15 protein-coding genes are annotated in these 22,046 nt (G+C 70.6%); 9 read left to right on the forward strand and 6 right to left on the reverse strand.

Translation table 11 applies throughout. From position 1 onward, the window contains the following. Positions 1 to 40: 40 nt before the first annotated feature. The 3 genes from cobT to OG496_RS18350 all read left to right on the forward strand — a co-directional run bounded on the left by cobT (position 41) and on the right by OG496_RS18350 (position 3,980). The gene (gene cobT / locus OG496_RS18340) at positions 41 to 1,300 is read left to right on the forward strand and encodes a nicotinate-nucleotide--dimethylbenzimidazole phosphoribosyltransferase (RefSeq protein ID WP_405971601.1); all 1,260 of its coding nucleotides are present in this window, start codon (positions 41 to 43) and stop codon (positions 1,298 to 1,300) included. Positions 1,301 to 1,530: 230 nt separating this feature from the next. Continuing rightward, on the forward strand, positions 1,531 to 3,297 hold the full coding sequence (locus OG496_RS18345) for a phosphatidylglycerol lysyltransferase domain-containing protein (protein WP_399394637.1): 1,767 nt from the start codon (positions 1,531 to 1,533) through the stop codon (positions 3,295 to 3,297). Continuing rightward, positions 3,294 to 3,980, forward strand: a complete 687-nt coding sequence (locus OG496_RS18350) for a hypothetical protein (RefSeq protein ID WP_405971602.1) — start codon at positions 3,294 to 3,296, stop codon at positions 3,978 to 3,980. The genes OG496_RS18345 and OG496_RS18350 overlap by 4 nt, the downstream gene beginning before the upstream one ends. Before the next feature lie 43 nt (positions 3,981 to 4,023). Here OG496_RS18350 and OG496_RS18355 read toward each other — a convergent pair whose 3' ends face one another. Continuing rightward, entirely contained in the window at positions 4,024 to 4,791 is a 768-nt protein-coding gene (locus tag OG496_RS18355; RefSeq protein ID WP_405971603.1) for a hypothetical protein, read from the reverse strand. A 60-nt stretch (positions 4,792 to 4,851) separates the two neighbouring features. Between OG496_RS18355 and OG496_RS18360 the strand changes: the two genes are divergently transcribed. Further along, positions 4,852 to 5,628 (forward strand): adenosylcobinamide-GDP ribazoletransferase, encoded by a 777-nt coding sequence (locus OG496_RS18360; RefSeq protein ID WP_405971604.1) that lies wholly within the window; start codon positions 4,852 to 4,854, stop codon positions 5,626 to 5,628. 45 nt (positions 5,629 to 5,673) lie between these two features. Here the strand turns inward: OG496_RS18360 and OG496_RS18365 are convergent, their stop codons facing one another. From OG496_RS18365 to OG496_RS18385, 5 genes are all read right to left on the reverse strand, one after another. Continuing rightward, complete coding sequence (locus tag OG496_RS18365) at positions 5,674 to 6,471, reverse strand: endo alpha-1,4 polygalactosaminidase (RefSeq protein ID WP_405971605.1); 798 nt, start codon at positions 6,469 to 6,471, stop codon at positions 5,674 to 5,676. Beyond that, positions 6,468 to 7,136 (reverse strand): spherulation-specific family 4 protein, encoded by a 669-nt coding sequence (locus OG496_RS18370; RefSeq protein WP_405971606.1) that lies wholly within the window; start codon positions 7,134 to 7,136, stop codon positions 6,468 to 6,470. The genes OG496_RS18365 and OG496_RS18370 overlap by 4 nt, the downstream gene beginning before the upstream one ends. Further along, positions 7,133 to 8,590 (reverse strand): hypothetical protein, encoded by a 1,458-nt coding sequence (locus tag OG496_RS18375; RefSeq protein WP_405971607.1) that lies wholly within the window; start codon positions 8,588 to 8,590, stop codon positions 7,133 to 7,135. Before OG496_RS18375 ends, OG496_RS18370 begins: the two co-directional genes overlap by 4 nt. Then, a complete protein-coding gene (gene pelF, locus OG496_RS18380; RefSeq protein WP_405971608.1) occupies positions 8,587 to 10,113 on the reverse strand; it encodes a GT4 family glycosyltransferase PelF in 1,527 nt (508 codons plus the stop codon). The genes OG496_RS18375 and pelF overlap by 4 nt, the downstream gene beginning before the upstream one ends. A 103-nt stretch (positions 10,114 to 10,216) precedes the next feature. Next, positions 10,217 to 12,244 (reverse strand): hypothetical protein, encoded by a 2,028-nt coding sequence (locus OG496_RS18385; RefSeq protein WP_405971609.1) that lies wholly within the window; start codon positions 12,242 to 12,244, stop codon positions 10,217 to 10,219. A gap of 355 nt (positions 12,245 to 12,599) precedes the next feature. On the opposite strand from OG496_RS18385, the gene OG496_RS18390 reads away from it, so the two are divergent. The 5 genes from OG496_RS18390 (at position 12,600) to aceE (ending at position 21,909) form a co-directional block, all read left to right on the forward strand. Next, positions 12,600 to 14,117 (forward strand): leucyl aminopeptidase, encoded by a 1,518-nt coding sequence (locus OG496_RS18390; RefSeq protein ID WP_405971610.1) that lies wholly within the window; start codon positions 12,600 to 12,602, stop codon positions 14,115 to 14,117. Between the two features lie 271 nt (positions 14,118 to 14,388). Further along, positions 14,389 to 15,777: a dihydrolipoyl dehydrogenase gene (gene lpdA, locus OG496_RS18395; protein WP_200691806.1), complete on the forward strand. Its 1,389-nt coding sequence runs from the start codon at positions 14,389 to 14,391 to the stop codon at positions 15,775 to 15,777. A 57-nt stretch (positions 15,778 to 15,834) separates the two neighbouring features. Further along, positions 15,835 to 17,643, forward strand: a complete 1,809-nt coding sequence (gene sucB, locus OG496_RS18400) for a 2-oxoglutarate dehydrogenase, E2 component, dihydrolipoamide succinyltransferase (RefSeq protein ID WP_405971611.1) — start codon at positions 15,835 to 15,837, stop codon at positions 17,641 to 17,643. Between the two features lie 657 nt (positions 17,644 to 18,300). Next, positions 18,301 to 18,924: a GntR family transcriptional regulator gene (locus OG496_RS18405; RefSeq protein ID WP_366493938.1), complete on the forward strand. Its 624-nt coding sequence runs from the start codon at positions 18,301 to 18,303 to the stop codon at positions 18,922 to 18,924. 273 nt (positions 18,925 to 19,197) lie between these two features. Continuing rightward, the gene (gene aceE, locus OG496_RS18410) at positions 19,198 to 21,909 is read left to right on the forward strand and encodes a pyruvate dehydrogenase (acetyl-transferring), homodimeric type (RefSeq protein ID WP_405971612.1); all 2,712 of its coding nucleotides are present in this window, start codon (positions 19,198 to 19,200) and stop codon (positions 21,907 to 21,909) included. Positions 21,910 to 22,046 lie beyond the last annotated feature (137 nt).

Below are 22,046 nucleotides of genomic sequence, written 5' to 3' on the forward strand. Positions count from 1 at the left end.
GGCGCTGTCGCGTTCGATCGCTGCCGGTACTGTTCGGCGAATGAGCTCGCTTAATCTCGACGACTTCACCGATCTGATCGAGCGCCCCGACGGCGGTGTGCGCCGTGACGCGGAGGCGCGCCGCGAACGTCAGATCGTGCCGCCCGGGTCGCTGGGGCGACTCGACGACCTGGGTGAGTGGCTGGCGGCGGCGCAGGGCGCCGTGCCGGTGCGGCCGGTCGAACGGCCGCGTGCGGTGTTGTTCGCGGGCGACCACGGGGTCGCCGAACTCGGTGTGTCGGCCCGGCCCGCGGGCAGCGCCGGGGAGTTGGTGCGGTCGGTGCTGGAGGGCGGCAGCCCGGCGGCGGTGCTCGCGCGACGGCTCGGGGTGCCGGTGCGGATCGTGGACATGGGCCTGGACTGCGATCCCGGCTCGCTGCCGGACGCGGTCGTGAAGCACCGCGTACGGCGGGGCAGCGGGCGTATCGACATCGAGGACGCGCTGACGCTGGAGGAGGCGACGGCCGCGTTCGAGGCGGGGGTCGCCGTAGCGAACGAGGAGGCCGACTCCGGTACGGATCTGGTGGTCCTCGGCGATGTGAGCGTCGGCGGTACGACGCCTGCCTCCGTGCTGATCGCGGCGCTGTGCGGGACCGACGCGTCCGTCGTCACCGGGCGGGGCGGCCTCGCGATCGACGACCTCGCGTGGATGCGCAAGTGCGCGGCGATCCGGGACGCGCTGCGGCGGGCCCGGCCCGTGCTGGGCGATCAGTTGCAGCTGCTCGCGACGGTGGGCGGCGCCGACCTCGCCGCGATGACCGGGTTCCTGCTGCAGAGTGCCGTACGGAAGCTGCCGGTGATCCTGGACGGCGTTGTCGCCGCCGCGTGCGCGCTGGTGGGCCAGCGGGTCGCCTTCCGGGCGCCGGACTGGTGGCTCGCCGGGCAGAACAGCGGCGAGCCGGGCCAGGCGAAGGCGCTGGACCGGATGGCCCTGGAGCCGCTCCTCGACCACGGCGTGACCGTCGGCGAGGGCGCGGGCGCGCTGCTCGCACTGCCGCTGGTGCAGGCCGCAGCGGCACTGGCGGCCGAACTCCCGCTGAAGCCGGAGGAGTTGGAGGAGCCGGTGGAGGCAGAGGCGGTGACGGCGGCCGAACCGGAAGACTCGGCGGTGACGGCGGAGCCTTCCGTGGCGCCCGAAACGGCGGAGAAGGATGCCGACGCCCCGGAAGCGGCCGTGGGCCCCGAGAAAGCCCAGGACACGACGCCTTCCGAAAAGTCCGTGACGGCTGCGGAGCCGGAGAAGCCCGCGCAGCCGGAGTAGGCCGGGAGCGGACGCGAGCCCAGAAGCGGACGCGTGCCCGGTGAAGGCCGACGCCCCGGCCGAGGCCTGGAACCCGTCCGACGTGCGGCCCCTGGCCGACGCACGGCAGCCGGCCGGGGTCGGTAAGTCGGTCGGCCAGGGGCGTGGAGACCGAGGAGTGACCGGGGCGTGATCGTTGCGGCGGCGGATAAGAACCGTTCGTCGCGACAACGCCCATATGATCCTCCTTCATGGGAGATGTCCGGGTCGGGCCCGTTCAGGAACGTCATAGCTCAGGCGCCTCGCGGCGGGCCGCGGCCTTCGCCGTCTGGTATCTGCGGGCCGTCGCGTTCATCAACTTCCTCAGCGCGGCGTGGGTTTCGCTGGGGCAGGACGTACGACGGCACAACCAGGAGAACTTCTTCACGCCGTATCTGCTGACGGCCGGCTTCGCGTCCGGGGTGTTCACGGCGTTCCTCGCCATCACCATGCGGCGCCGCAAACGCGCCGCGTGGATCCTGAACCTGGTGGTCAGCGGGCTGTTCCTCGCGCTGTTCGGGTTCGCCATGTCGTTCCAGGAGATCCGCCAGTACCCGCAGAACTGGATCTCCCTGGTACTGACCGCCGCGTTCGTCGCCGCGCTGGTGGTGGGGCGGCGGGAGTTCTACGCGAAGGGCGACCGGTCCAACCCCCGGCTGGCCGCCGTCGTCGCCGTCGGCGGCACCCTGGCCGCCTCGCTGCTGGCCGCGCTGCTGGTGACGGTCACCAACCAGGCGCACGACGCGTCCCGTTCGACGTTCGTGGAACGCTGGCGCTACGGCGCGTTCCGGCTGGTGTCCATCGCCGCGCCGGAGAATCGCTTCCCCGGCATCTGGACCCCGAACTGGGTCAACGTCGTCATCAACGTGCTCAGCACGGTCCTGGTCCTCGCCGTGTTCTACGCCGCGTTCCGCTCCCGGCGTGCCGTCGACCCGCTCACCGAGGACGACGAGAAGAAGCTGCGGGCGCTCCTTGAGCGGCAGGGCGAGCGGGACTCGCTCGGGTACTTCGCGCTGCGCCGGGAGAAGAGCGTGGTGTGGTCGCCGACCGGCAAGGCGGCCGTCGCGTACCGGGTCGTGGGCGGGGTGTCGCTGGCCTCCGGCGACCCGATCGGCGACCCGGAGGCGTGGCCCGGCGCGATCGAGCCCTGGCTCGCGGAGGCACGGGTTCACGGGTGGATTCCGGCCGTCATGGGCGCGAGCGAGGAAGCGGGCACCGTCTACGCGCGGCACGGCCTCGACGCCCTCGAACTCGGGGACGAAGCCCTCGTCGAGGTGGCCGAGTTCACCCTCGAAGGACGCGCCATGCGGACCGTACGGCAGGCCTACAACCGGGTGAAGCGGGCCGGGTACACCGTGCGGATCCGGCGGCACGAGGACATCCCGGCCGAGGAGATGGCGTATCTGCTGAAGCGCGCCGACGACTGGCGGGACGGGGCCACCGAGCGCGGGTTCAGCATGGCGCTCGGGCGGCTCGGGGATCCGGACGACGGGCGGTGCGTGATGCTCGAATGCACCGACGGGGACGGTGAGTTGAGGGCGGTGCTGTCCTTCGTGCCGTGGGGCCCGCACGGGCTCTCGCTCGACCTGATGCGCCGGGATCGCGACTCCGACAACGGGCTGATGGAGTTCATGGTGATCGAACTCCTGCGCCGCGCCCAGGAGATCGGGATCACCCAGGTATCGCTCAACTTCGCCATGTTCCGCTCGGTCTTCGAAAGGGGGGCGCGGATCGGTGCCGGGCCGGTGCTGCGGCTGTGGAGGTCACTCCTCAGCTTCTTCTCGCGCTGGTGGCAGATCGAGTCGCTGTACCGCGCCAACGCCAAGTACCGGCCCATCTGGGAACCCCGGTTCCTGCTCTTCGAGAAGAGCGCGGACCTGCTGCGCATCGGCCTCGCGGCGGCGCGCGCGGAGGGGTTCCTGGAGGCGCCGGGCCTGCCGAAGTGGCTGCACCGCAAGCACCTGGAGACGCACAGATGAACCGCCTCGCCCGCTGGGCCCGCGCCGAATGGGGACTGCTCTACGTCACCGTGCGCGAGCCGCTCCTGAAGCGGCACTGGCGGGCGATCCCGATGACCATCGGGATAGTGCTGCTGACCGCGGTGCTGCAGTTCGTGCAGAACCAGTCCTGGGGCTACCAGTTCGTGCAGGACACGGGCGGGGTACGGGCCGTGGACCCCCTGTGGCTGGCCCTCCTCCGCACCCCGCTCTCCCTCTTCGTGCCTGCGCTGGACCTCCCCGTGTGGGGCGCCCTCGCCCAGATCCTCTTCGTGTTCGGCATCGCGGAGATCTGCCTCGGCCGCTGGCGCACCCTGGTCATCGCCTACGCCGCGACGCTCGCCGGCACGTTGTACGCGCGGCTGGGCATCTGGCTCGGCTTCGACAACCCCTTCGGGCTGCCCGGCACGGACCGGCTGGTCGTGGACACGGGTCCCTCGGCCGCCGTGGTCGGCCTCGCGGTGTTCGTCGCGTGGCGCTACGGCGCGTACGTCACCGCTCTCGCGGTCACCGCGGCGATGGCGATCGAGGTGATGCTGAAGGGCAACCTCGCGGGCAAGGAACATCTGGCGGCGATCATCGCGGTGGGGTTGCTGTGTCTGGCTTCGGCACTGCGGCATCGGAGGGGTGGGTTCTGGGCGGGGGCGGACCCGCGGTCACGGTGAGGTCGCCAGGCTGCGCCAGGGACCCTTCCGACGATCCCCCTCCTCAGGGCCGACCGGGAATCCGGACCGGCTCCGGATCCGGTTTCCCCCCGAGCCAGTCCTGGACCGCGCGGCGCGGGCCCGCCCAGCGGCGGTCGTGGTGGTAGGCGCGGAGGGTGGAACGGGCTCGGGCCCGGTGGCGGCGGTTGCGGTAGAAGCGCTTGGCCCACGGGGAACCCGGGCGGGCCAGGCGGACCGCGCCGACGACGGCGACCAGCGGGACGAGGACGCCGAAGACCGCCGTACGGGCCTTGCCCTTGCTCAGGGCGATGAGCGAGAAGAGGAAGTTGACCGCGACGCTCACGATCACGCCGGCGCGGTCGTGGAGTTCGGCGGCGGTGAGGTCGTTGACACCGAAGGGCGAGAAACCGGCGAGGACGAAGCCGACCAGGGCTGCCGTGAGCACCACCGCCTCGACGCTCTTGCGGCCCGCCTCGGTCCAGTACACGTCGTCGAGGTAGAGGATCAGCGCGAACTCGTCCAGCACCAGGCCCGCGCCCATGCCGAAGACGATCGCGAAGAGCGCCGATCCGACGCCGTAGCGGGTACTGGCCACCGCGCCGAAGCCGCCGATCACGGTGAGGACCACGCCCGGGACGACGTGGTGGATGTGCACGTCGCCGGCCTTGATGTTGCCGAAGGGGCCCTTGCCGGCGCGGATCAGGCGGGTGATGACCCGGGTGATGAGGAAGGTCAGGACGAAGGCGGTGAGCGCGAGGAGCAGGGGTAGTTTGCCCGGCTCGACGATGTTGCGGTGCAGCCAATGTCCCATATGGGCACTTTAGCCACGGCCGCGGGAGGCGCCCTGCTGACCGCCGGGTAATCTGCGCCGGTGTCCAAGACCTCGCCCCTTGACGGCCTCCGTTTCGCGTTCGGCACGCTGACTGTTCTCCCGGTCGGGGTGACCCGCTGGGATCGGGATGCCGCACGCGCCGGGATGCTGGTGGCGCCGGTCGTGGGAGTGGTCGTCGGGGGGTGTGCGGCTGGGCTCGGGCTGCTGTTTCTGTTCCTGGGCGCGGGTCCGCTGCTTGCCGCCGTTGCCAGCGTTGCCGTGCCTGCCGTTCTTACCCGGGGGCTGCATCTGGACGGGCTTGCGGACACCGCTGATGGGCTTGGCAGCGGGAAACCCGCCGAGGACGCGCTGCGGATCATGAAGCAGTCGGACATCGGGCCGTTCGGGGTGCTCGCCCTTGTCTTCGTGCTTCTGGCTCAGGTGGCCGCGCTCTCTCAGCTCTACGGCGACTCGTGGACCCGGGGTGCGGTCGCGGCCGTCGCCTCGGGGGTCGCGGCTCGACTCGCGCTGACCCTGGCCGCGCGGGCGGGAGTGCCTGCGGCTCGGCCGGAGGGGTTGGGGGCGGCGGTCGCGGGCGTGGTTCCGGTCGCGGGTGCGCTGGGGGTGGCGGTGGGCATCGTCGCCGTGGCGGAGGTGTGCGGGTTGGCTCTCGGGGTGTACGGGGTCGCCCGCGCGTTCGTCGTGGCGCTGGTCGTCGCTGAGATTCTTCTGCGGCACTGTCGGCGGCGGTTCGGCGGGGTCACCGGGGACGTGTTCGGGGGGCTTGCGGAGACCGCGGCTACGGCTGCGTTCGTGATGCTTTCGCTGGGTGGGTGAGTGCGGGTGCCCCGCGCCCCTGACGTCGGTCGCCCTGAGGCGTGTCTAACAGGACCGGCGCCACGCACCCAACTCGTACTTCTTCTCCAGTGAACTCAGCTTCAGGCGGCGGGAGTCGGCGCAGAAACGGCTCGTCGGGAGGTCGTACTCGACGTGGAAGACGGCCTTGTTCGCCTTGATGAACGGGGTCAGGGTGTCGCACTCGTCGTACTGGGCGCACTGTTCGTTGACCGCGAAGTCGAAGTCGCTTACCAGGGCGGGGATCTGGTCGAGGTCGTTCTTCAGGCCGACGGCCATGCCCCGGGCGTGGGCCAGCTTGGCGATGAGGCGGTTGTAACGGAGTTGGTCGGCGGCCTTGAGGGGGAAGCCGGTGTCGTTCTGGTAGCCGTCCATGTTGTCGGGCTCGACCGCGTCGAAGCCCTTCTCGCGGCACATGTCGAGGCGGGCCGCCATCAACGGCTCCAGCACGTCCGTGCGGCGGATGTCGAGCCAGCGTTCGCCCTTCCAGCCGTTGCCCTTGCCCAGCACCGACTTGGGGAACTTCTTGGCGTCGGGGCGGAAGTCCTCCCAGGCGCCGGTCGAGATGTAGCAGATGACCTTGCGGCCCTTGTCGTGCAGCGCGGTCACCGTCGCCTTGGAGTGGTCGAAGCCGTCGATGTCGTAGACCGGGACGTCGACGGAGGTGTCCAGGCGCCCGCTGAGCTGCCACTGCCAGGCCACTCCCGGGCGGGGCTGCCAGTGCTTCCCGGTGGTCTGCGTGGGGGTCGGCTTGTCGTCGGGGGTGGACGTGCAGCCCGCGAGGAGCAGCAGGAGCAGGGCTGGCAGCAGGGTGGGGCGTCTCACTGAACGGGCTCCAGGGTGTGGGGCAAGGTACCCCACGGATGATCTCCCACGCCCGGTACCGCGCAGTGCACCGAGGCCCCTCGCGCCCGGGCCTCCGCTTCGAAATCGACGTCGGGCGGGACGCCGTGGACGAGGTGGCCGAAGCGGATTCCCGTTGTGCCTCGCCAGGACTGGGGCGGTAGTTGGCGGTACGTCGTCCAGGGGCCCTCGAAGGTCACCAGGACGTCGGCTATGCGGGCGTACGACGAGTGCGGGGTCGTGCCGTGGTTCAGGACGAGTGTGGCGCAGCCTGTGCCCCAGGCGGCCGTGGCGATGCGCTGGTAGTGCCTGAACTCCTTCTGGTCTGCTGCCACTTGGTCCAGGAAGGCGCCGTCCGTGCCGTACCAGTCGCGGTAGTGGGTCAGGTCCTCCACTACGTCCGCGTAGGGGCGTCGGCCGTAGTCCGTGTCCGTGTAGCCGAGCAACCGGACTCCCCCAGAGGGGGTACCCCCAACCGCGCGGAGTTGGGCCGCCACCTCGGCGAAGGCCGGGTCCGGGGCCTCGCCGGGGCCGCTGGCCGGGTTGAGGACCACGGCGTAGAGGCGGGGGGCCGCCGCCACGATCGCGGCCCACTCCGCGGGGCGGACGGTCGGGTGCTCGTAGTACGGGACCAGCAGTTGGCTCATCTGTGGGCCGTCACCCTGCCCAACAGTGCGCAGATCAGGGCTGCTTGGACCAGGGCCGCGGTGCCGTTCACGAACAGGGCGATCCAGTGCGGGCCGGCTGCGTGGGTGAGGAGTGCCAGCGTCTGGGCCAGCGCTGCCGTGCAGCAGATCGCTGCCGCGCCGAGGACCGCGCCGAAGGACTGCAGGAGCAGGCCCGTCCACAGGACCGTGCCCAGGAGGAGCAGGGCGGCGAGGCTCACTCCGTCGATGCCGGGGGTGTGGGGCCAGAGGGTGGTGGCGAGGGCGGTGAGGGCGGACAACGCGGCCAGGTATGTGGTCAGGCACAGGGTGAGGGTTCGGCCTGTTGTGAGCCAAAAAGCCTTGGGGGTACGGCTGTTGCGCAGGCCGGTGAGGCTGCCGCTGCGGAAGCGGTACAGGAGCCATTCGGCTGGGCCCATGCTCAGGGTCAGCGCGACTGCGGCTGGGGCCGCGGCCGCGCTGTGTGTTGTGCCGGCGAGGATGTCTCCCAGGGCTGCGTAGAGGACCAGGGCACCGCTGCTGAAGCCGAACAGGGCGAAGGGGAGGCTGGCACTGAGTCGGGGGTTGAATACAGCCCCGCGCCCCTTGAAGGCAGTCCCGTCGGGCCTTACTTCAAGTAGAGCCAGTGTCGTCACCGCCAGCAGGGAGCCCAGCAGCAGGGCCAGTCTTGCCGCGTCCGGGATCTCGTGGACCATCGCTGCCACCGCGCCCGCCGTCATCGGCAACAGCGTTGCCAGCAACGCCCGTTCGCGGCCCATGACCAGGAGGATGGTGGCCGCGCCCAGGTAGCAGGACTGGCCGGCCGCGAAGGCAACGGCGACCGACTGGGCGGTGCCCGCGACGGCCAGCGCGACCGCGGCGCCGAGGAGTGCGCCCAAGGGTGCCCCGACGAGGAGGCTGCGGCGGGCGGCGGACTTGTCGCCCAAGCCGAGCCAGGAGTACGCCCGGTGGGCCAGGCCCTGGTTCCAGGTCCACCCGACCAAGGCGCCGGCCAGAAGGGGGAGGGTGCCTGCGGGGAGGCCGAAGGACTCGGGGTGGCCTGCCAGGAAGGGGGCGCCCAGGACGTAGCCGAAGCCGGGCAACGCGAAGACGACTCCCCTCAACAGGCAGCCGAGCAGGCCTACTTGCCACGGGTCGTGGACCGGGCCGTCCGGCTCCGGGAAGCGGCGGGCTACGCGTTCGTACAACTCCTCCGCCAGGGCGAAGGAGTTCTTGACGCCGTACCGCTCGCGTATCTGGTCGTCCGACATGCCGTCGGATTCGAGGAGGGCGGCGATCTCGTCGGGGTGCACGGCCGCGGCGACGAACTCGTCGAGGCGTTCGGCGAGTTCGGCGATCGGGTCGGGTTCGGCCCAGCTCGGCGAGGGGCGTTGCTTGGGGACGCCGAGGAGAGTTTCCGAACTCGCGCCCGGTGGCAGCCAGATGGAACCGGTCACCAGTCCGTCCCGTCCGTGGCGACGGCCTTGTACCACGGATCGCGCAGCTCGGCGGTCCAGTCGGCGACGGTCTCGACGGTGGGCTCGTACACCTCGGGGCGGCCCGCGAGCTCTTGGTAAATAGTCCGGAAATTATCCACCGAGCGACGCAACGTGAAGCGCTCGATAACCCTCTGGCGGGACAACTCCCCCAATTTCAGACGGCGTTCGTCGTCCCGGAGAAGGGTGAGGGCGGCGGCGGCCATCTTCTCCGGCTCGCGCGGCGGCACCACGAGGCCGGTGTCGCCGACGGCCTCGCTCACTCCGCCGACGTCGGTCGAGACGGTCGTACGGCCGCAGGACATGGCCTCGATGATGGAGAACGGGAAGCCCTCGGAGATCGACGACAGCATGACGACGTGACCGGCGGCGTAGGCCCGCCACACTTCGGTGATGCGGCCCTCGAAGGTGACCCCGTCGGTGACGCCCAGCTCGGCGGCCAGCTTCTCCAGGCGGGTGCGGTAGGCCTCGCCGCCGGCCGGGACGGGACCGAACAGCCGTAGCCGGGTCTCCGGCATCTCGGCGCGGACCGACGCATACGCGCGTAGAAGTGTTTCAAGATCCTTGATGGGGTCCACGCGGCCGCACCAGGAGAGGGTGGGGATCTCCGGTTCGGGGCCCGCGTGCGGGAAGGCGGCCGGGTCGACGCCGTTGTAGACCGTGCGGATCCTGTCGGCGTCGGCGCCGCCGCGCTCCTCCCAGCGGCGGTTGTACTGGTTGCACGGGGTGATCAGGTCGGCGGCCTTGTACCCGTGGGAGTTCAGCTCGCGGTAGAAGCCGAGCATGAAGGCCTTCACGGGCCAGCGCTGGCCGTCGCGGCGGTAGCCGAGGTAGCGCTCGCGCAGGTAGATGCCGTGCTCGGTGAGGAGGAAGGGCACTCCGTCGAGCTTCTTGGCGGCGAGCGCGGGCAGGGTCGCGAGGCCGCTGCTGACGGCGTGCGCGACACAGTCCTCGGGGATGCGGACGCCGAGCGGGCGAAGTGCGTGCTCCAGCAGGTCCGTTGCGGTGAGCGCGTCGTGAACTGTGGGGCGGGCGGCGGCCGTTGCCAGGTGCGGCATCGTCCATATCCACATCAGCGAGCGCAGCGCCGTCTCGGTGCGCAGGGCCGCCGACAGGCGTCCTTCGCGGGCCAGTTGGGCCAGGTCGTAGAGGCTCTCGCCGAAGTCGCAGTGCGCCTCGGGGTCGAGGAAGGAGAGCAGGAACCGCTCGTAGGAGTCGACGAAGCGGCGGCGGGCGGCGCCGTACAGGCCGTGCCCGCGGCGGCCGGGGCGCGGGCCCCAGGTCGGGACGGACGTGTGGCGGTAGGCGTTGGACGGCAGCTCCCAGGTCACGGGTTCGCGACCGCTGCCGGTGAGCGACAGGATGTGGAAGTCGACCTCCGGCATGCCCTTGACGAGCTGGTCGCACCAGGTGCTGACCCCGCCGTGGACGTGCGGATAGGTGCCTTCGGTGAGCATGGTGACATGACGGCCGGTGCGCATCATGCGAGTTCCCCCCTGCGGAACTGTTGACGGCTCTGGCGTACCCCGGCCGGTCGGTGGTGGCCGGGGTACGCGTGATGGCTGGCTGCGCTGCGCTGTCGTGGGGTCAGGCGGGCAGGTTCAGCGTGAGAGCGGTCTGCGTAAGCTCCGGCGTGGTCCAGGCCGAGCGCTCTCCCGCGTACGGCGTCCCGAACGCGGTGGTGCCGAGCAGGAGTTGCTTGGTGGTCCCTTCGGGTGCGGTCACCGGGATCTGGACCCCGGTGGGGGCGTCGACGGTGACGGTGGTGCCGATCCGGTACGCCTCGACGTCGCCGTTCGTGACGGCGGTCTGCCAGGCGGTGCGGTTCTGCAGCTCGGTGCCGATCGCGCTCTCCCGCAGGTTCTCCAGCGGGGTGTTGTCGGCGAACAGCGCCTGGTAGTCGGCGAGCACCTTGTCCAGGACCGGGTAGAGGACGCGGTCCTCGGCCAGGTTGGACTGGTGCGCGTAGTGCGGGAGCGGGTCGTTGCTGATGGCGTGGCCGAGGTCGGTGGCCGCCTCCTGCGGGACGATGTAGTCGTCGTAGCCGGTGGCGGTGTCCAACGGGGCTGCCAGACAGGTGGAGTCGGGGTTGTTCTCGCAGGCGCCGCTGCCGCCGTCGACCGTGGAGGTGTAGATCCAGTTGTACTCGTCGGCCATCTCGGCCTTGGTGCCCGTGTTGTAGTACACGTTCATCGGGTAGCGGGGCACGGTGAGCGTGTCGCCGACGGCCCGCTGGTCGCTCTCGCGGGAGTGGTCGGAGGCCGTCCAGGTGATGCCGTTGGCGGTGAGGGCGCCGGCCAGGTTCGGGTTGTCGTCGGGCTGCTGCGGCAGCGTCTTGAGGCCCGAGTGCTCACCGGTGACGAGCTCGTCCCGCTCGACCGGAAGGCCGTTCGCCAGCGCCCAGTCGTAGTTGTCGGCGATCTCCGCGGAGATGTCGGCCTGGCTCATGTACTGGGTCGTACCGTCCGCGTTCTTCGCGCAGCTCCAGGGCACGGTCGTCAAGTCCTGGACGCAGCCGAGGAATTCGTGGGTGTACGTGTGGTTGATCCAGCGGAAGTCGGCCTTGTCGGCGAGGAGTTGGTCGGTGAGGGCGTCCGTGCCGCCGTTCTCGCTCTTCCAGTCCTCGCCCAGGCCCGCGTTGAAGGCCAGGTCGAAGGTGAAGCCGTGGTCCTGCTCCCACTGGGCCGCGTACGCCGCGTCGGCCGCGGTCATCCGAATCGGCGTGGCCGTCGAGCCCTCGCCCGCCGCGCAGTCGTAGTCGCCGGGCGTGCAGTTGAGCGCGGTGTCCCAGCGGTCGTCGGGCGCGAAGACGTCGTCGACATGCACCGAAAAATAGTTGCGCGCCTGGCCCAGGTGCACGCCCTGAGTCAGCCATTCGACGATGCCGGGCGCCAACACCCGGAACTGCTCCTGGTATTGGTTGTACGCGAAGGTCAGCACCAGTTCGCGGCGCCCGTCGTGCGCGTACTCGCCGACCAGGCTGCCGCGCCCGGTGCCGCCCGGTACGGCGGTGTCGACGTAGCTCGTGAAACCGGTCCTGGGCGTGGCCACGAAACCGTAACTCTCCTGCACGGACGAGGAGTTGTCCTCGAACGTGAGCGGTCCGTCGAGATAGCCGAAAGAGCCCGCCCTGCCGTCGGCCGTGACATCTGCCTCATGCCCGTCGAGTGCCCCGGAGTAGGCGGCGTAGTCGAGACCGACCTCCGGGTGCGCCCACGTGTAGGCGTCGACCTGCGGGATGCCGTACGTCGTCTCGTAGGCGTCCAGCGCGGTCTGTTCCGCCGAACTCGTCCCGAACGGCGCCTCGTTGGGCAGGACGACGCCCTGGTACTTCGCGCGGGGTGTGCCGTCGACCGTGTCGCTGAGGAAGGCCGCGTCGATCGTGGGGCGGCCCGAGTCGTTCAGGTTCACAGTCGTGTACGGAATGCCCTCGCTCTTGAGCTGGGCGGCGATGGCCCCGACGGGACTGTCCCCGTTGTCCACCACCAGTACCTTGAGATCGATGCGAGGTTCGTCGGCGGCCGATGCGCCAGGTGCCTCCAGGCCCAGCACCAGCAGTCCCGCGGCCGCCAGTACCGCGGCCCCGGTTCTCCACCTGTGCGTTCTCTGTGCCATGTCGTCCCTCCCCCAGGCGATCCCCCCTGTGGTCGTCTCGCGGAGGATCCGTGGAAATCATGCAAATCGATGAGCATGTCGCCCACATGAACCTCACGAGTGTGGCGCAGGACATCCAGGGTGAGGATCGAGAAGTGGCCACTCCGCTTCCGATAGGTGAACCCCTCGCGGGAACCGGTGAACCCCCCGCCGGGAATGAGCCATCAGGCACACGCGCGTACGCTCGTCCTGGGCGCTCCACCAGCCCCCTATGCCCACCACCGCCGCAGGTCGGAAATAGGGTCGGCTGTCGGGCCCGGTCGACCCACCCCGATCGACCACAGGAACTTCACATCGGAAGCGAGAATTCACCACTGTGACTGCTCTCACTCTCAGCACCGCCGCGGCGCCCGGCCTGCGGGCCGACGCGATCGTGATCGGTGTCGGCAAGGGCGGCAAGGGCCCGGTCGTCGCACCGGGCGCCGACGCCGTGGACAAGGCGTACGACGGCAGGCTCGCCGGCGTCCTGGAGACCCTGGGCGCCTCCGGTGCCGAGGGCGAGATCACGAAGCTGCCCGCACCGGCCGGCTTCAAGGCACCGCTCGTGCTCGCGGTGGGACTCGGCGCGGAGCCCGAGGAGGGCGAGGAGTACGGCGCCGAGGCGCTGCGCCGGGCCGCCGGCGTTGCCGCCCGCGCGCTCACCGGCGCCAAGAAGGCCGCCTTCGCGCTTCCCCTCGCGGACGCCGCCGACGCCGGCGCGATCGCCGAGGGCGCGCTGCTCGGCGCGTACTCCTTCGACGCGTACAAGGGCGGCGCCAAGGACGCGAAGGGCAAGGCCCCGCTCGGCGAGGTCGCCCTGCTCGGCGGCAAGCCGCGCGACAAGGAGTACAAGGCGGCCGTAGAGCGTGCGCTCGCGGTCACCGAGGAGCTCAACCGCGCCCGCGACCTGATCAACACCCCGCCGAACGACCTCGACCCGGAGGCCTTCGCCGCCGTCGCGCAGACCGCGGCGAAGGAGCACGGCATCAAGGTGGAGGTGCTCGACGAGAAGGCCCTGGAGAAGGGCGGCTATGGCGGCATCCTCGGCGTCGGCGCCGGTTCCGCGGCCGGTCCGCGCCTGGTGAAGCTGTCGTACACGCACGCCGACGCGACCAAGCACCTCGCGTTCGTCGGCAAGGGCATCACGTACGACTCGGGCGGCATCTCGCTCAAGCCGGCCGGGCACAACGAGACGATGAAGTGCGACATGAGCGGTGCGGCCGCGGTGTTCGCGGCCGTCGTCGCCGCCGCGCGTCTGGGCCTCGCCGTCAACGTCACCGGCTGGCTGGCGCTCGCCGAGAACATGCCGTCCGGTTCCGCGACGCGTCCCGGTGACGTGCTGCGCATGTACAGCGGCAAGACCGTCGAGGTCCTCAACACGGACGCGGAGGGCCGGCTCGTCCTCGCGGACGCGCTGTGGGCGGCGTCGGCGGAGAAGCCGGACGCGATCGTGGACGTGGCGACGCTGACGGGTGCGATGGTGTTGGCGCTCGGGAGCCGGACCTTCGGTGTGATGGCGAACGACGAGGCGTTCCGCTCCGCGATCGTCGATGCTGCCGAGGAGGTCGGCGAGCCGTCGTGGCCGATGCCGTTGCCCGAGCACCTGCGCAAGGGGATGGACTCTCCCACCGCCGACATCGCGAACATGGGTGAGCGGATGGGTGGCGGGCTCGTCGCCGGGCTGTTCCTGCGGGAGTTCGTGGGCGAGGGGATCACCTGGGCCCACGTCGACATCGCTGGACCGGCGTTCAACGAGGGCGGGCCGTTCGGCTACACCCCCAAGGGCGGTACGGGGTCCGCGGTGCGGACGCTGGTGCGGCTGGCGGAGCTGACCGCGGCCGGGGATCTGGGCTGACGTTCCTCGCCTCATAGCTCGATGCCTCAGGGGCGTGGGCGGCTGCATATCGACACAGCCCCGCGCCCCTGGGGCATCGCACCTTGGTGTCTCTCAATTGAGCGTGTGGTGTCTCACACCCAGGCCCGGCGTCTCGTTGGGCCTCGACAAGTGCGAAGATGGGCTCGGCAGGACAGGGCCCCCACCACAGGGCCGAAGAAAGAGCGGCCGGACACCAGCCGCCGACCGGTCGTCGCCGACCGGCGTGGCGCACATGCATGGAGGACGTGACGTGGCGAACGACGCCAGCACCGTTTTCGACCTAGTGATCCTCGGCGGTGGTAGTGGCGGGTACGCCGCGGCGCTGCGCGGGGCCCAGCTGGGTCTGGACGTCGCCCTGATCGAGAAGGACAAGGTCGGCGGCACCTGCCTGCACCGAGGATGCATCCCCACCAAGGCCCTGCTCCACGCGGGCGAGATCGCCGACCAGGCCCGCGAGAGCGAGCAGTTCGGCGTCAAGGCCACCTTCGAGGGCATCGACGTACCGGCCGTCCACAAGTACAAGGACGGCGTGATCTCGGGCCTGTACAAGGGACTCCAGGGTCTGATCGCATCCCGCAAGGTGCACTACATCGAGGGTGAGGGGCGGCTCTCCTCCCCCACCTCCGTCGACGTCAACGGCCAGCGCATCCAGGGCCGCCACGTCCTGCTGGCGACCGGCTCCGTGCCGAAGTCGCTGCCGGGCCTGGAGATCGACGGCAACCGGATCATCTCCTCGGACCACGCCCTCGTCCTGGACCGCGTCCCGCAGTCCGCGATCATCCTGGGCGGCGGTGTCATCGGCGTGGAGTTCGCCTCCGCGTGGAAGTCCTTCGGCGCCGACGTGACGATCATCGAGGGCCTCAAGCACCTCGCCCCTCTTGAGGACGAGAACTCCTCCAAGCTTCTTGAGCGCGCGTTCCGCAAGCGCGGCATCAAGTTCAACCTGGGCACCTTCTTCTCGAAGGCCGAGTACACCGAGAACGGTGTCAAGGTCACCCTCGCCGACGGCAAGGAGTTCGAGGCCGAGCTCCTGCTGGTCGCCGTGGGCCGCGGCCCGGTCTCCGCCGGTCTCGGCTACGAGGAGCAGGGTGTCGCCATCGACCGCGGCTACGTCACGGTCGACGAGTACATGCGGACGAACGTCCCGACCATCTCCGCCGTCGGTGACCTCGTCCCGACGCTCCAGCTCGCGCACGTCGGCTTCGCCGAGGGCATCCTGGTGGCGGAGCGTCTGGCCGGTCTGAAGACCGTTCCGATCGACTACGACGGTGTCCCCCGGGTGACGTACTGCCACCCCGAGGTCGCCTCCGTGGGCATCACCGAGGCCAAGGCCAAGGAGATCTACGGCGCGGACAAGGTCGTCGCTCTGAAGTACAACCTCGCGGGCAACGGCAAGAGCAAGATCCTCAACACCTCGGGCGAGATCAAGCTCGTCCAGGTGAAGGACGGTGCCGTGGTCGGCGTCCACATGGTCGGCGACCGCATGGGCGAGCAGGTCGGCGAAGCCCAGCTGATCTACAACTGGGAAGCGCTGCCCGCCGAGGTCGCCCAGCTGATCCACGCCCACCCGACGCAGAACGAGGCGCTCGGCGAGGCCCACCTGGCACTGGCGGGCAAGCCTCTCCACTCCCACGACTGACCCCCTCGGTCGGACGACGACACAGACTTCCGCAATTCGTAAGGAGCAACCGAAACCATGGCGGTTTCCGTAACCCTTCCGGCGCTCGGTGAAAGCGTCACCGAGGGCACTGTCACCCGCTGGCTGAAGGCCGAGGGCGAGCGAGTAGAGGCCGACGAGCCGCTGCTCGAAGTGTCGACCGACAAGGTCGACACCGAGATCCCCTCGCCGGTCGCCGGTGTGCTGGCCTCCATCAAGGTGGCCGAGGACGAGACCGTCGAGGTCGGCGCCGAGCTGGCCGTGATCGACGACGGTACCGGCGCTCCCGCCGCTGCCCCGGCCCCGGCCGCCGAGCCGGCGCCCGCTGCCGCTCCGGCCCCGGCGCCCGTCGCCGAGGCCCCCGCGGCTCCGGCGCCCGCCCCGGCCGCCCCCGCCCCCGTTGCCGCCGCTCCGGCGGCCGGCGCCACCGGTACCGACGTCGTGCTGCCCGCACTGGGCGAGTCGGTCACCGAGGGCACCGTCACCCGCTGGCTGAAGCAGGTCGGCGAAGAGGTCGCGGAGGACGAGCCCCTCCTGGAGGTCTCGACCGACAAGGTCGACACCGAGATCCCCTCCCCGGTCGCCGGCGTCCTGCTGGAGATCCTGGTCGGCGAGGACGAGACCGCCGAGGTCGGCGCCAAGCTCGCCGTCGTCGGCGCCCCGGGTGCCGCTCCGGCGGCTGCCCCGGCGCCCGCCGCCCCGGCGCCCGCTCCGGCGGCTGCCGCTCCGGCTCCGGCCCCCGCGCCGGTGGCCCCCGCGGCTCCGGTCGCACCGCCCGCCCCGGCTCCGGCGCCCGCTCCGGTCGCCGCCGCTCCGGCTCCGGTCGCGCCCGCTGCCCCGGCCCCCGCGCCGGTCGCGGCTCCGGTGGCCCCGGCCGCTCCGGCGCCCGCCGCCGCGCAGGCGACGGACGACGGCGCCTATGTCACTCCGCTGGTGCGCAAGCTCGCGTCCGAGAACGGCGTGGACCTGTCCACCGTCAAGGGCACCGGCGTCGGCGGCCGTATCCGCAAGCAGGACGTCATCGCCGCCGCCGAGGCAGCGAAGGCCGCCGCGGCGGCCCCGGCTCCAGTCGCTGCCGCCGCACCGGCCGCCACCGCCAAGAAGGCCCCCGTCCTGGAGGCCTCCCCGCTCCGCGGCCAGACCGTCAAGATGCCCCGCATCCGCAAGGTCATCGGCGACAACATGGTCAAGGCGCTGCACGAGCAGGCGCAGCTGTCCTCGGTCGTCGAGGTCGACATCACGCGGCTGATGAAGCTCCGCGCGCAGGCGAAGGACTCCTTCGCGGCCCGCGAGGGCGTCAAGCTCTCCCCGATGCCGTTCTTCGTGAAGGCGGCGGCCCAGGCGCTGAAGGCCCACCCGGCCATCAACGCCCGGATCAACGTCGAAGAGGGCACGATCACCTACTTCGACACCGAGAACGTCGGTATCGCGGTGGACTCCGAGAAGGGCCTGATGACCCCGGTCATCAAGCACGCGGGCGACCTGAACATCGCCGGTATCGCCAAGGCCACCGCCGAGCTCGCGGGCAAGGTCCGGGCGAACAAGATCACCCCGGACGAGCTGTCCGGCGCGACCTTCACCATCTCCAACACCGGTTCGCGCGGCGCCCTGTTCGACACGATCATCGTGCCCCCGAACCAGGTCGCGATCCTCGGCATCGGTGCCACGGTCAAGCGCCCGGCGGTCATCGAGACCGAGGAGGGCACGGTCATCGGCGTCCGCGACATGACGTACCTGACCCTCTCCTACGACCACCGCCTGGTGGACGGCGCGGACGCCGCCCGCTACCTGACGGCGGTCAAGGCGATCCTGGAGGCGGGCGAGTTCGAGGTCGAGCTCGGCCTGTAGCCGACTCGTCAGCCACCTGGCCTGTTGTCTGTACGGTGCCCCCGTTCCGGAATCTTCCGGGCGGGGGCACCGCGCGTTTCCCGCACGGGCGGCGGCAGGGCGTACGTCGTGTCCGGGCAGCCCGGTGAGGTGGGTTCCCGCTGCGCCGCCTGCCGGACCACGGCCCCGGGCTGCGCCCACGTCGCTCGTCGGGGAGCCTGCGCGGCGGTAGCGGGTCGCGCCCGGGGACATGCGGTCGAGCGTCCCCGCGTACGATCCCGTCGGGTGCCGGCGCCGGTGTGGCCGCCGGGCGGGGCGCACAGCCGACCCCGGCCGACTCGGCCGGACTCCCGGGTGCCGTCCGGTCTCACGAAGACACGGGCGCCGCCGGGAGCGGGGTGCCGGCAGCGATCCGTAGCCGCGCGGCGCCCGCCGGACCGCACGCCGGAGTGAGCGCCGGTCGACAACCGGTCACCCCACCGCCACCAGCCTGGGACCCCGGACCTCGCTTCGAACTCCCCAGTTCATCGCGCCCCCCGACGCCCCCAAGGGCACCCGCGCAGACCGCCCACCAGCGTGTAAGTCTCGTCTCACCTGCATGAAAGCGCCCCCGTGCGCCCCTCCCGAGCGGGCGTGCGGCCTTATTGTCTAAACGTCAAACGCCCTTAAGGAGCTCTCATGACCGCGCCCGTCGTCCACTCGCTGCGCGAACAGATCCGCGAGCACATCGTGGAGGGGATCGTGAGCGGCCGCTGGAAGCCGGGCGAGCGGATCGTGGAGCGGCGGATCGCGACGGAGCTTGAGGTCAGCCAGACGCCGGTGCGGGAGGCCTTGCGCGAGCTGGAGTCGCTGCGGCTGATCGAGTCGGCGCCGAACAAGGGCGTACGGGTACGGAATCTGACCGCGGCCGACCTGGAGGAGAGCTACCCCGTGCGGGCCGGTCTTGAGGCCATCGCGGCGGAGCTGGCGGCCGAGCGGCTCGCCGCGGACTGCTCGGCCCTGGAGCCGCACGTCGCCGCGCTCTACGAGGCCGACCGGAACGCGGACGGCACCGGCCAGGTCCGCCACACCGTCGGCTTCCACCGCGAGCTGGTCCGCGCCGCCGGCAACTCCGTGCTGCTGCACACCTGGGAGGGCCTCGGCATCGAGGTGTTCACGGCGCTGTCGATCCGCTGGCTGGGGACGGTCCAGCAGTCGTACGCGGAGGAGCACGAGGAGTTGGTGGCCGCGTTCCGGCGCCGGGATCCGCGGATCGCGGAGCTGGTGAAGGCGCACGTTCTGGGCTGCGCCCCGCGCCCGTGACGCAGCCGAGCGCAGGTACGCTCACCTGCGAAAACTCCTCAGAAACCGGCGGAAAACACGGCACCCGGTGCCCCGGCAAAAGGCACCCCGTGCCGACTTTCTCGTAATCAAGATATTTTGCCCGGGAACCTTTGATCGATCATCGATCAGGGAGTTACAGTCACCGACGGGCTCCTACAAGGGCCCGCCGCCCTGTCCTGCCAAAGACCAAGGGCACCCCCGAAATCCCCTTGCCGATGAGGGAACCCCCCTTCGACTGAGGAAGGCGGCGTTATGACCGACCCCTACGCCATCCAGCCGAGCGAGCTCGACCAGCTCCCGGACCGCGACCCCGAGGAGACCGCCGAATGGCAGGCCTCCCTGGACGCCGTCGCGAAGGCTGCCGGCCCGCACCGTGCCGCATACCTGATGCGCCGCACGCTGGAGCGCGCGGAGGGCAACGGCGTCGCGCTGCCCAAGCTGCTTGAGACGGACTACGTCAACACCATCCCGACCCCCGCCGAGCCGTCCGCGCCCGGCGACGAGGCGCTGGAGCGCCGGATCACCGCGTGGAACCGCTGGAACGCGGCGGCGATGGTGACCCGTGGCGCGAAACACGGCGTCGGCGGCCACATCGCGACCTTCGCGTCCGCGGCCTGGCTGTACGAGACCGGCTTCAACCACTTCTTCAAGGGCAAGGAATCCCAGGAGGCGCCCGGCTCGGGCGACCAGCTCTACATCCAGGGCCACGCCTCCCCCGGCATCTACGCCCGCGCCTTCCTCGACGGCCGCCTCACCGAGGCGCACCTCGACAACTTCCGCCAGGAGGCGGGCGGCAACGGCCTCCCGTCGTACCCGCACCCGCGCCGCCTCCCCTGGCTGTGGGAGTTCCCGACGGTGTCGATGGGCCTCGGCCCCCTCTCGGCGATCTACCAGGCGCGCTTCAACCGCTACCTCACCGCGCGCGGCATCAAGGACGTCTCCGAGTCCCACGTCTGGGCATTCCTCGGCGACGGCGAGATGGACGAGCCCGAGTCGACGGCGGCCCTCGCACTCGCTTCCCGCGAAGGTCTGGACAACCTCACCTTCGTCATCAACTGCAACCTCCAGCGCCTCGACGGCCCGGTCCGCGCGAACTTCAAGATCGTGCAGGAGCTGGAGGCCCAGTTCCGGGGTGCCGGCTGGAACGTCATCAAGTCCCTGTGGGGCAACGCCTGGGACGAGCTGTTCCGGCTCGACACCACGGGCGCGCTCGTACGACGCCTGCGCGAGGTACCGGACGCCCAGGTGCAGACGTACCAGACGCGTGGCGCCGCCTACATCCGCGAGGACTTCTTCGGCAAGGACCCGGCGCTCGTCGAGCTGGCGAAGCTGCTGAGCGACGACAAGATCCTGGAGTGTTTCCACCTCTCCCGCGGTGGTCACGAGGCGAACAAGGTCTACGCCGCGTACAAGGCGGCCGTAGAGCACAAGGGCGGCCCCACGGTCATCCTGGCGCAGACGGTCAAGGGTCACACGCTCGGCGCGGGCTTCGCGTCGAAGAACGCCAACCACCAGATGAAGAAGCTGTCGACGGACGAGTTCAAGCAGATGCGTGACCTGCTCGAACTCCCCATCAAGGACAGCGACTTCATCGACGGAGTCGTTCCTTACGGCCACCCCGGCGCCGACTCCCCCGAGGTCCGCTACCTCCAGGAGCGCCGCGCGGCCCTCGGCGGCCCGGCCCCGGCCCGCCGTACGCACGCGCTCGCTCCGCTGCCCTCCGCCGCCGACAAGACGTTCGCGTCCTTCGACAAGGGCTCGGGCAGCCAGAACGTCGCTACGACGATGGCGTTCGTACGGCTGGTGAAGGACCTGGTCCGCGACAAGGAGACCGGCAAGCGCTGGGTGCCGATCGTCCCGGACGAGGCGCGCACGTTCGGCATGGAGAGCCTGTTCCCGTCGCTCGGGATCTACTCCCCCAAGGGCCAGACGTACGAGCCCGTCGACCGCGACCAGCTCATGTACTACAAGGAAGCCAAGAACGGCCAGATCCTCAACGAGGGGATCACCGAGGCCGGTTCGATGGCGGACTTCATCGCCGCGTCGACGTCGTACGCGACGCACGGCGAAGCGATGATCCCCTTCTACATCTTCTACTCGATGTTCGGCTGGCAGCGCACGGCCGACCAGATGTGGCAGCTCGGCGACCAGCTGGGCCGCGGCTTCCTGGTCGGAGCGACGGCGGGCCGCACGACTCTCACGGGTGAGGGCCTTCAGCACGCGGACGGTCACTCCCCCGTGATCGCGGCGACGAACCCGGCGGCGCTGTCGTACGACCCGGCGTTCGCGTACGAGGTCGCGGCGATCGTGAAGGACGGCCTCCGCCGGATGTACGGCGAGGCTGCCCCGGGCGAGGACTCGAACGTCTTCTACTACCTCACCGTCTACAACGAGCCGATCCCCCAGCCCGCCAAGCCGGCCGGCCTCGGCATCGACGAGGGCATCGTCAAGGGCCTGTACCGCTTCAACACGGCGGAATCGGCGGGACTTTCGCCGGCTGCCAACGCGGCGCGGATCCAGCTGCTCGGTTCCGGTACGGCGATTCACTGGACGTTGAAGGCGCAGCGGTTGCTCGCGGAGGAGTGGGGGGTGGCGGCTGACGTGTGGTCGGCCACGTCCTGGACCGAGCTGCGGCGGGATGCGTTGGACGCGGACGCGGCGTTGCTGCGGGGCGAGGAGCGAGTTCCGTACGTGCGGCAGGCGCTGCAGGGTGCCGAGGGGCCTGTGCTCGCGGTGTCCGACTACATGCGCCAGGTCCCCGACCAGATCGCGCAGTGGGTCGAGCAGGACTGGTCCTCGCTGGGTGCGGACGGGTTCGGTCTGTCGGACACGCGGGACGCGGCTCGGCGGTACTTCGGTGTCGACGCGGAGTCGATCGTCGTGGCGGCCCTTGCGCAGCTGGCGCGACGTGGGGAAGTGAAGGCTACGGCGGTGAAGGAGGCGCGGGAGCGGTACGGCCTGTAGGGCTTTTCTTTCGCCCCCGCCGCCCCTACCCGTCCCATCCTTCTGGGGCTCCGCCCCAGACCCCGCCAGGGGGCTCCGCCCCCCAGACCCCCGCTCCTCAAACGCCGGAGAGGCTGAAAATCAGCCTCTCCGGCGTT

This window comes from Streptomyces sp. NBC_00988 (genome assembly GCF_045162645.1).
Lineage (GTDB): Bacteria > Actinomycetota > Actinomycetes > Streptomycetales > Streptomycetaceae > Streptomyces.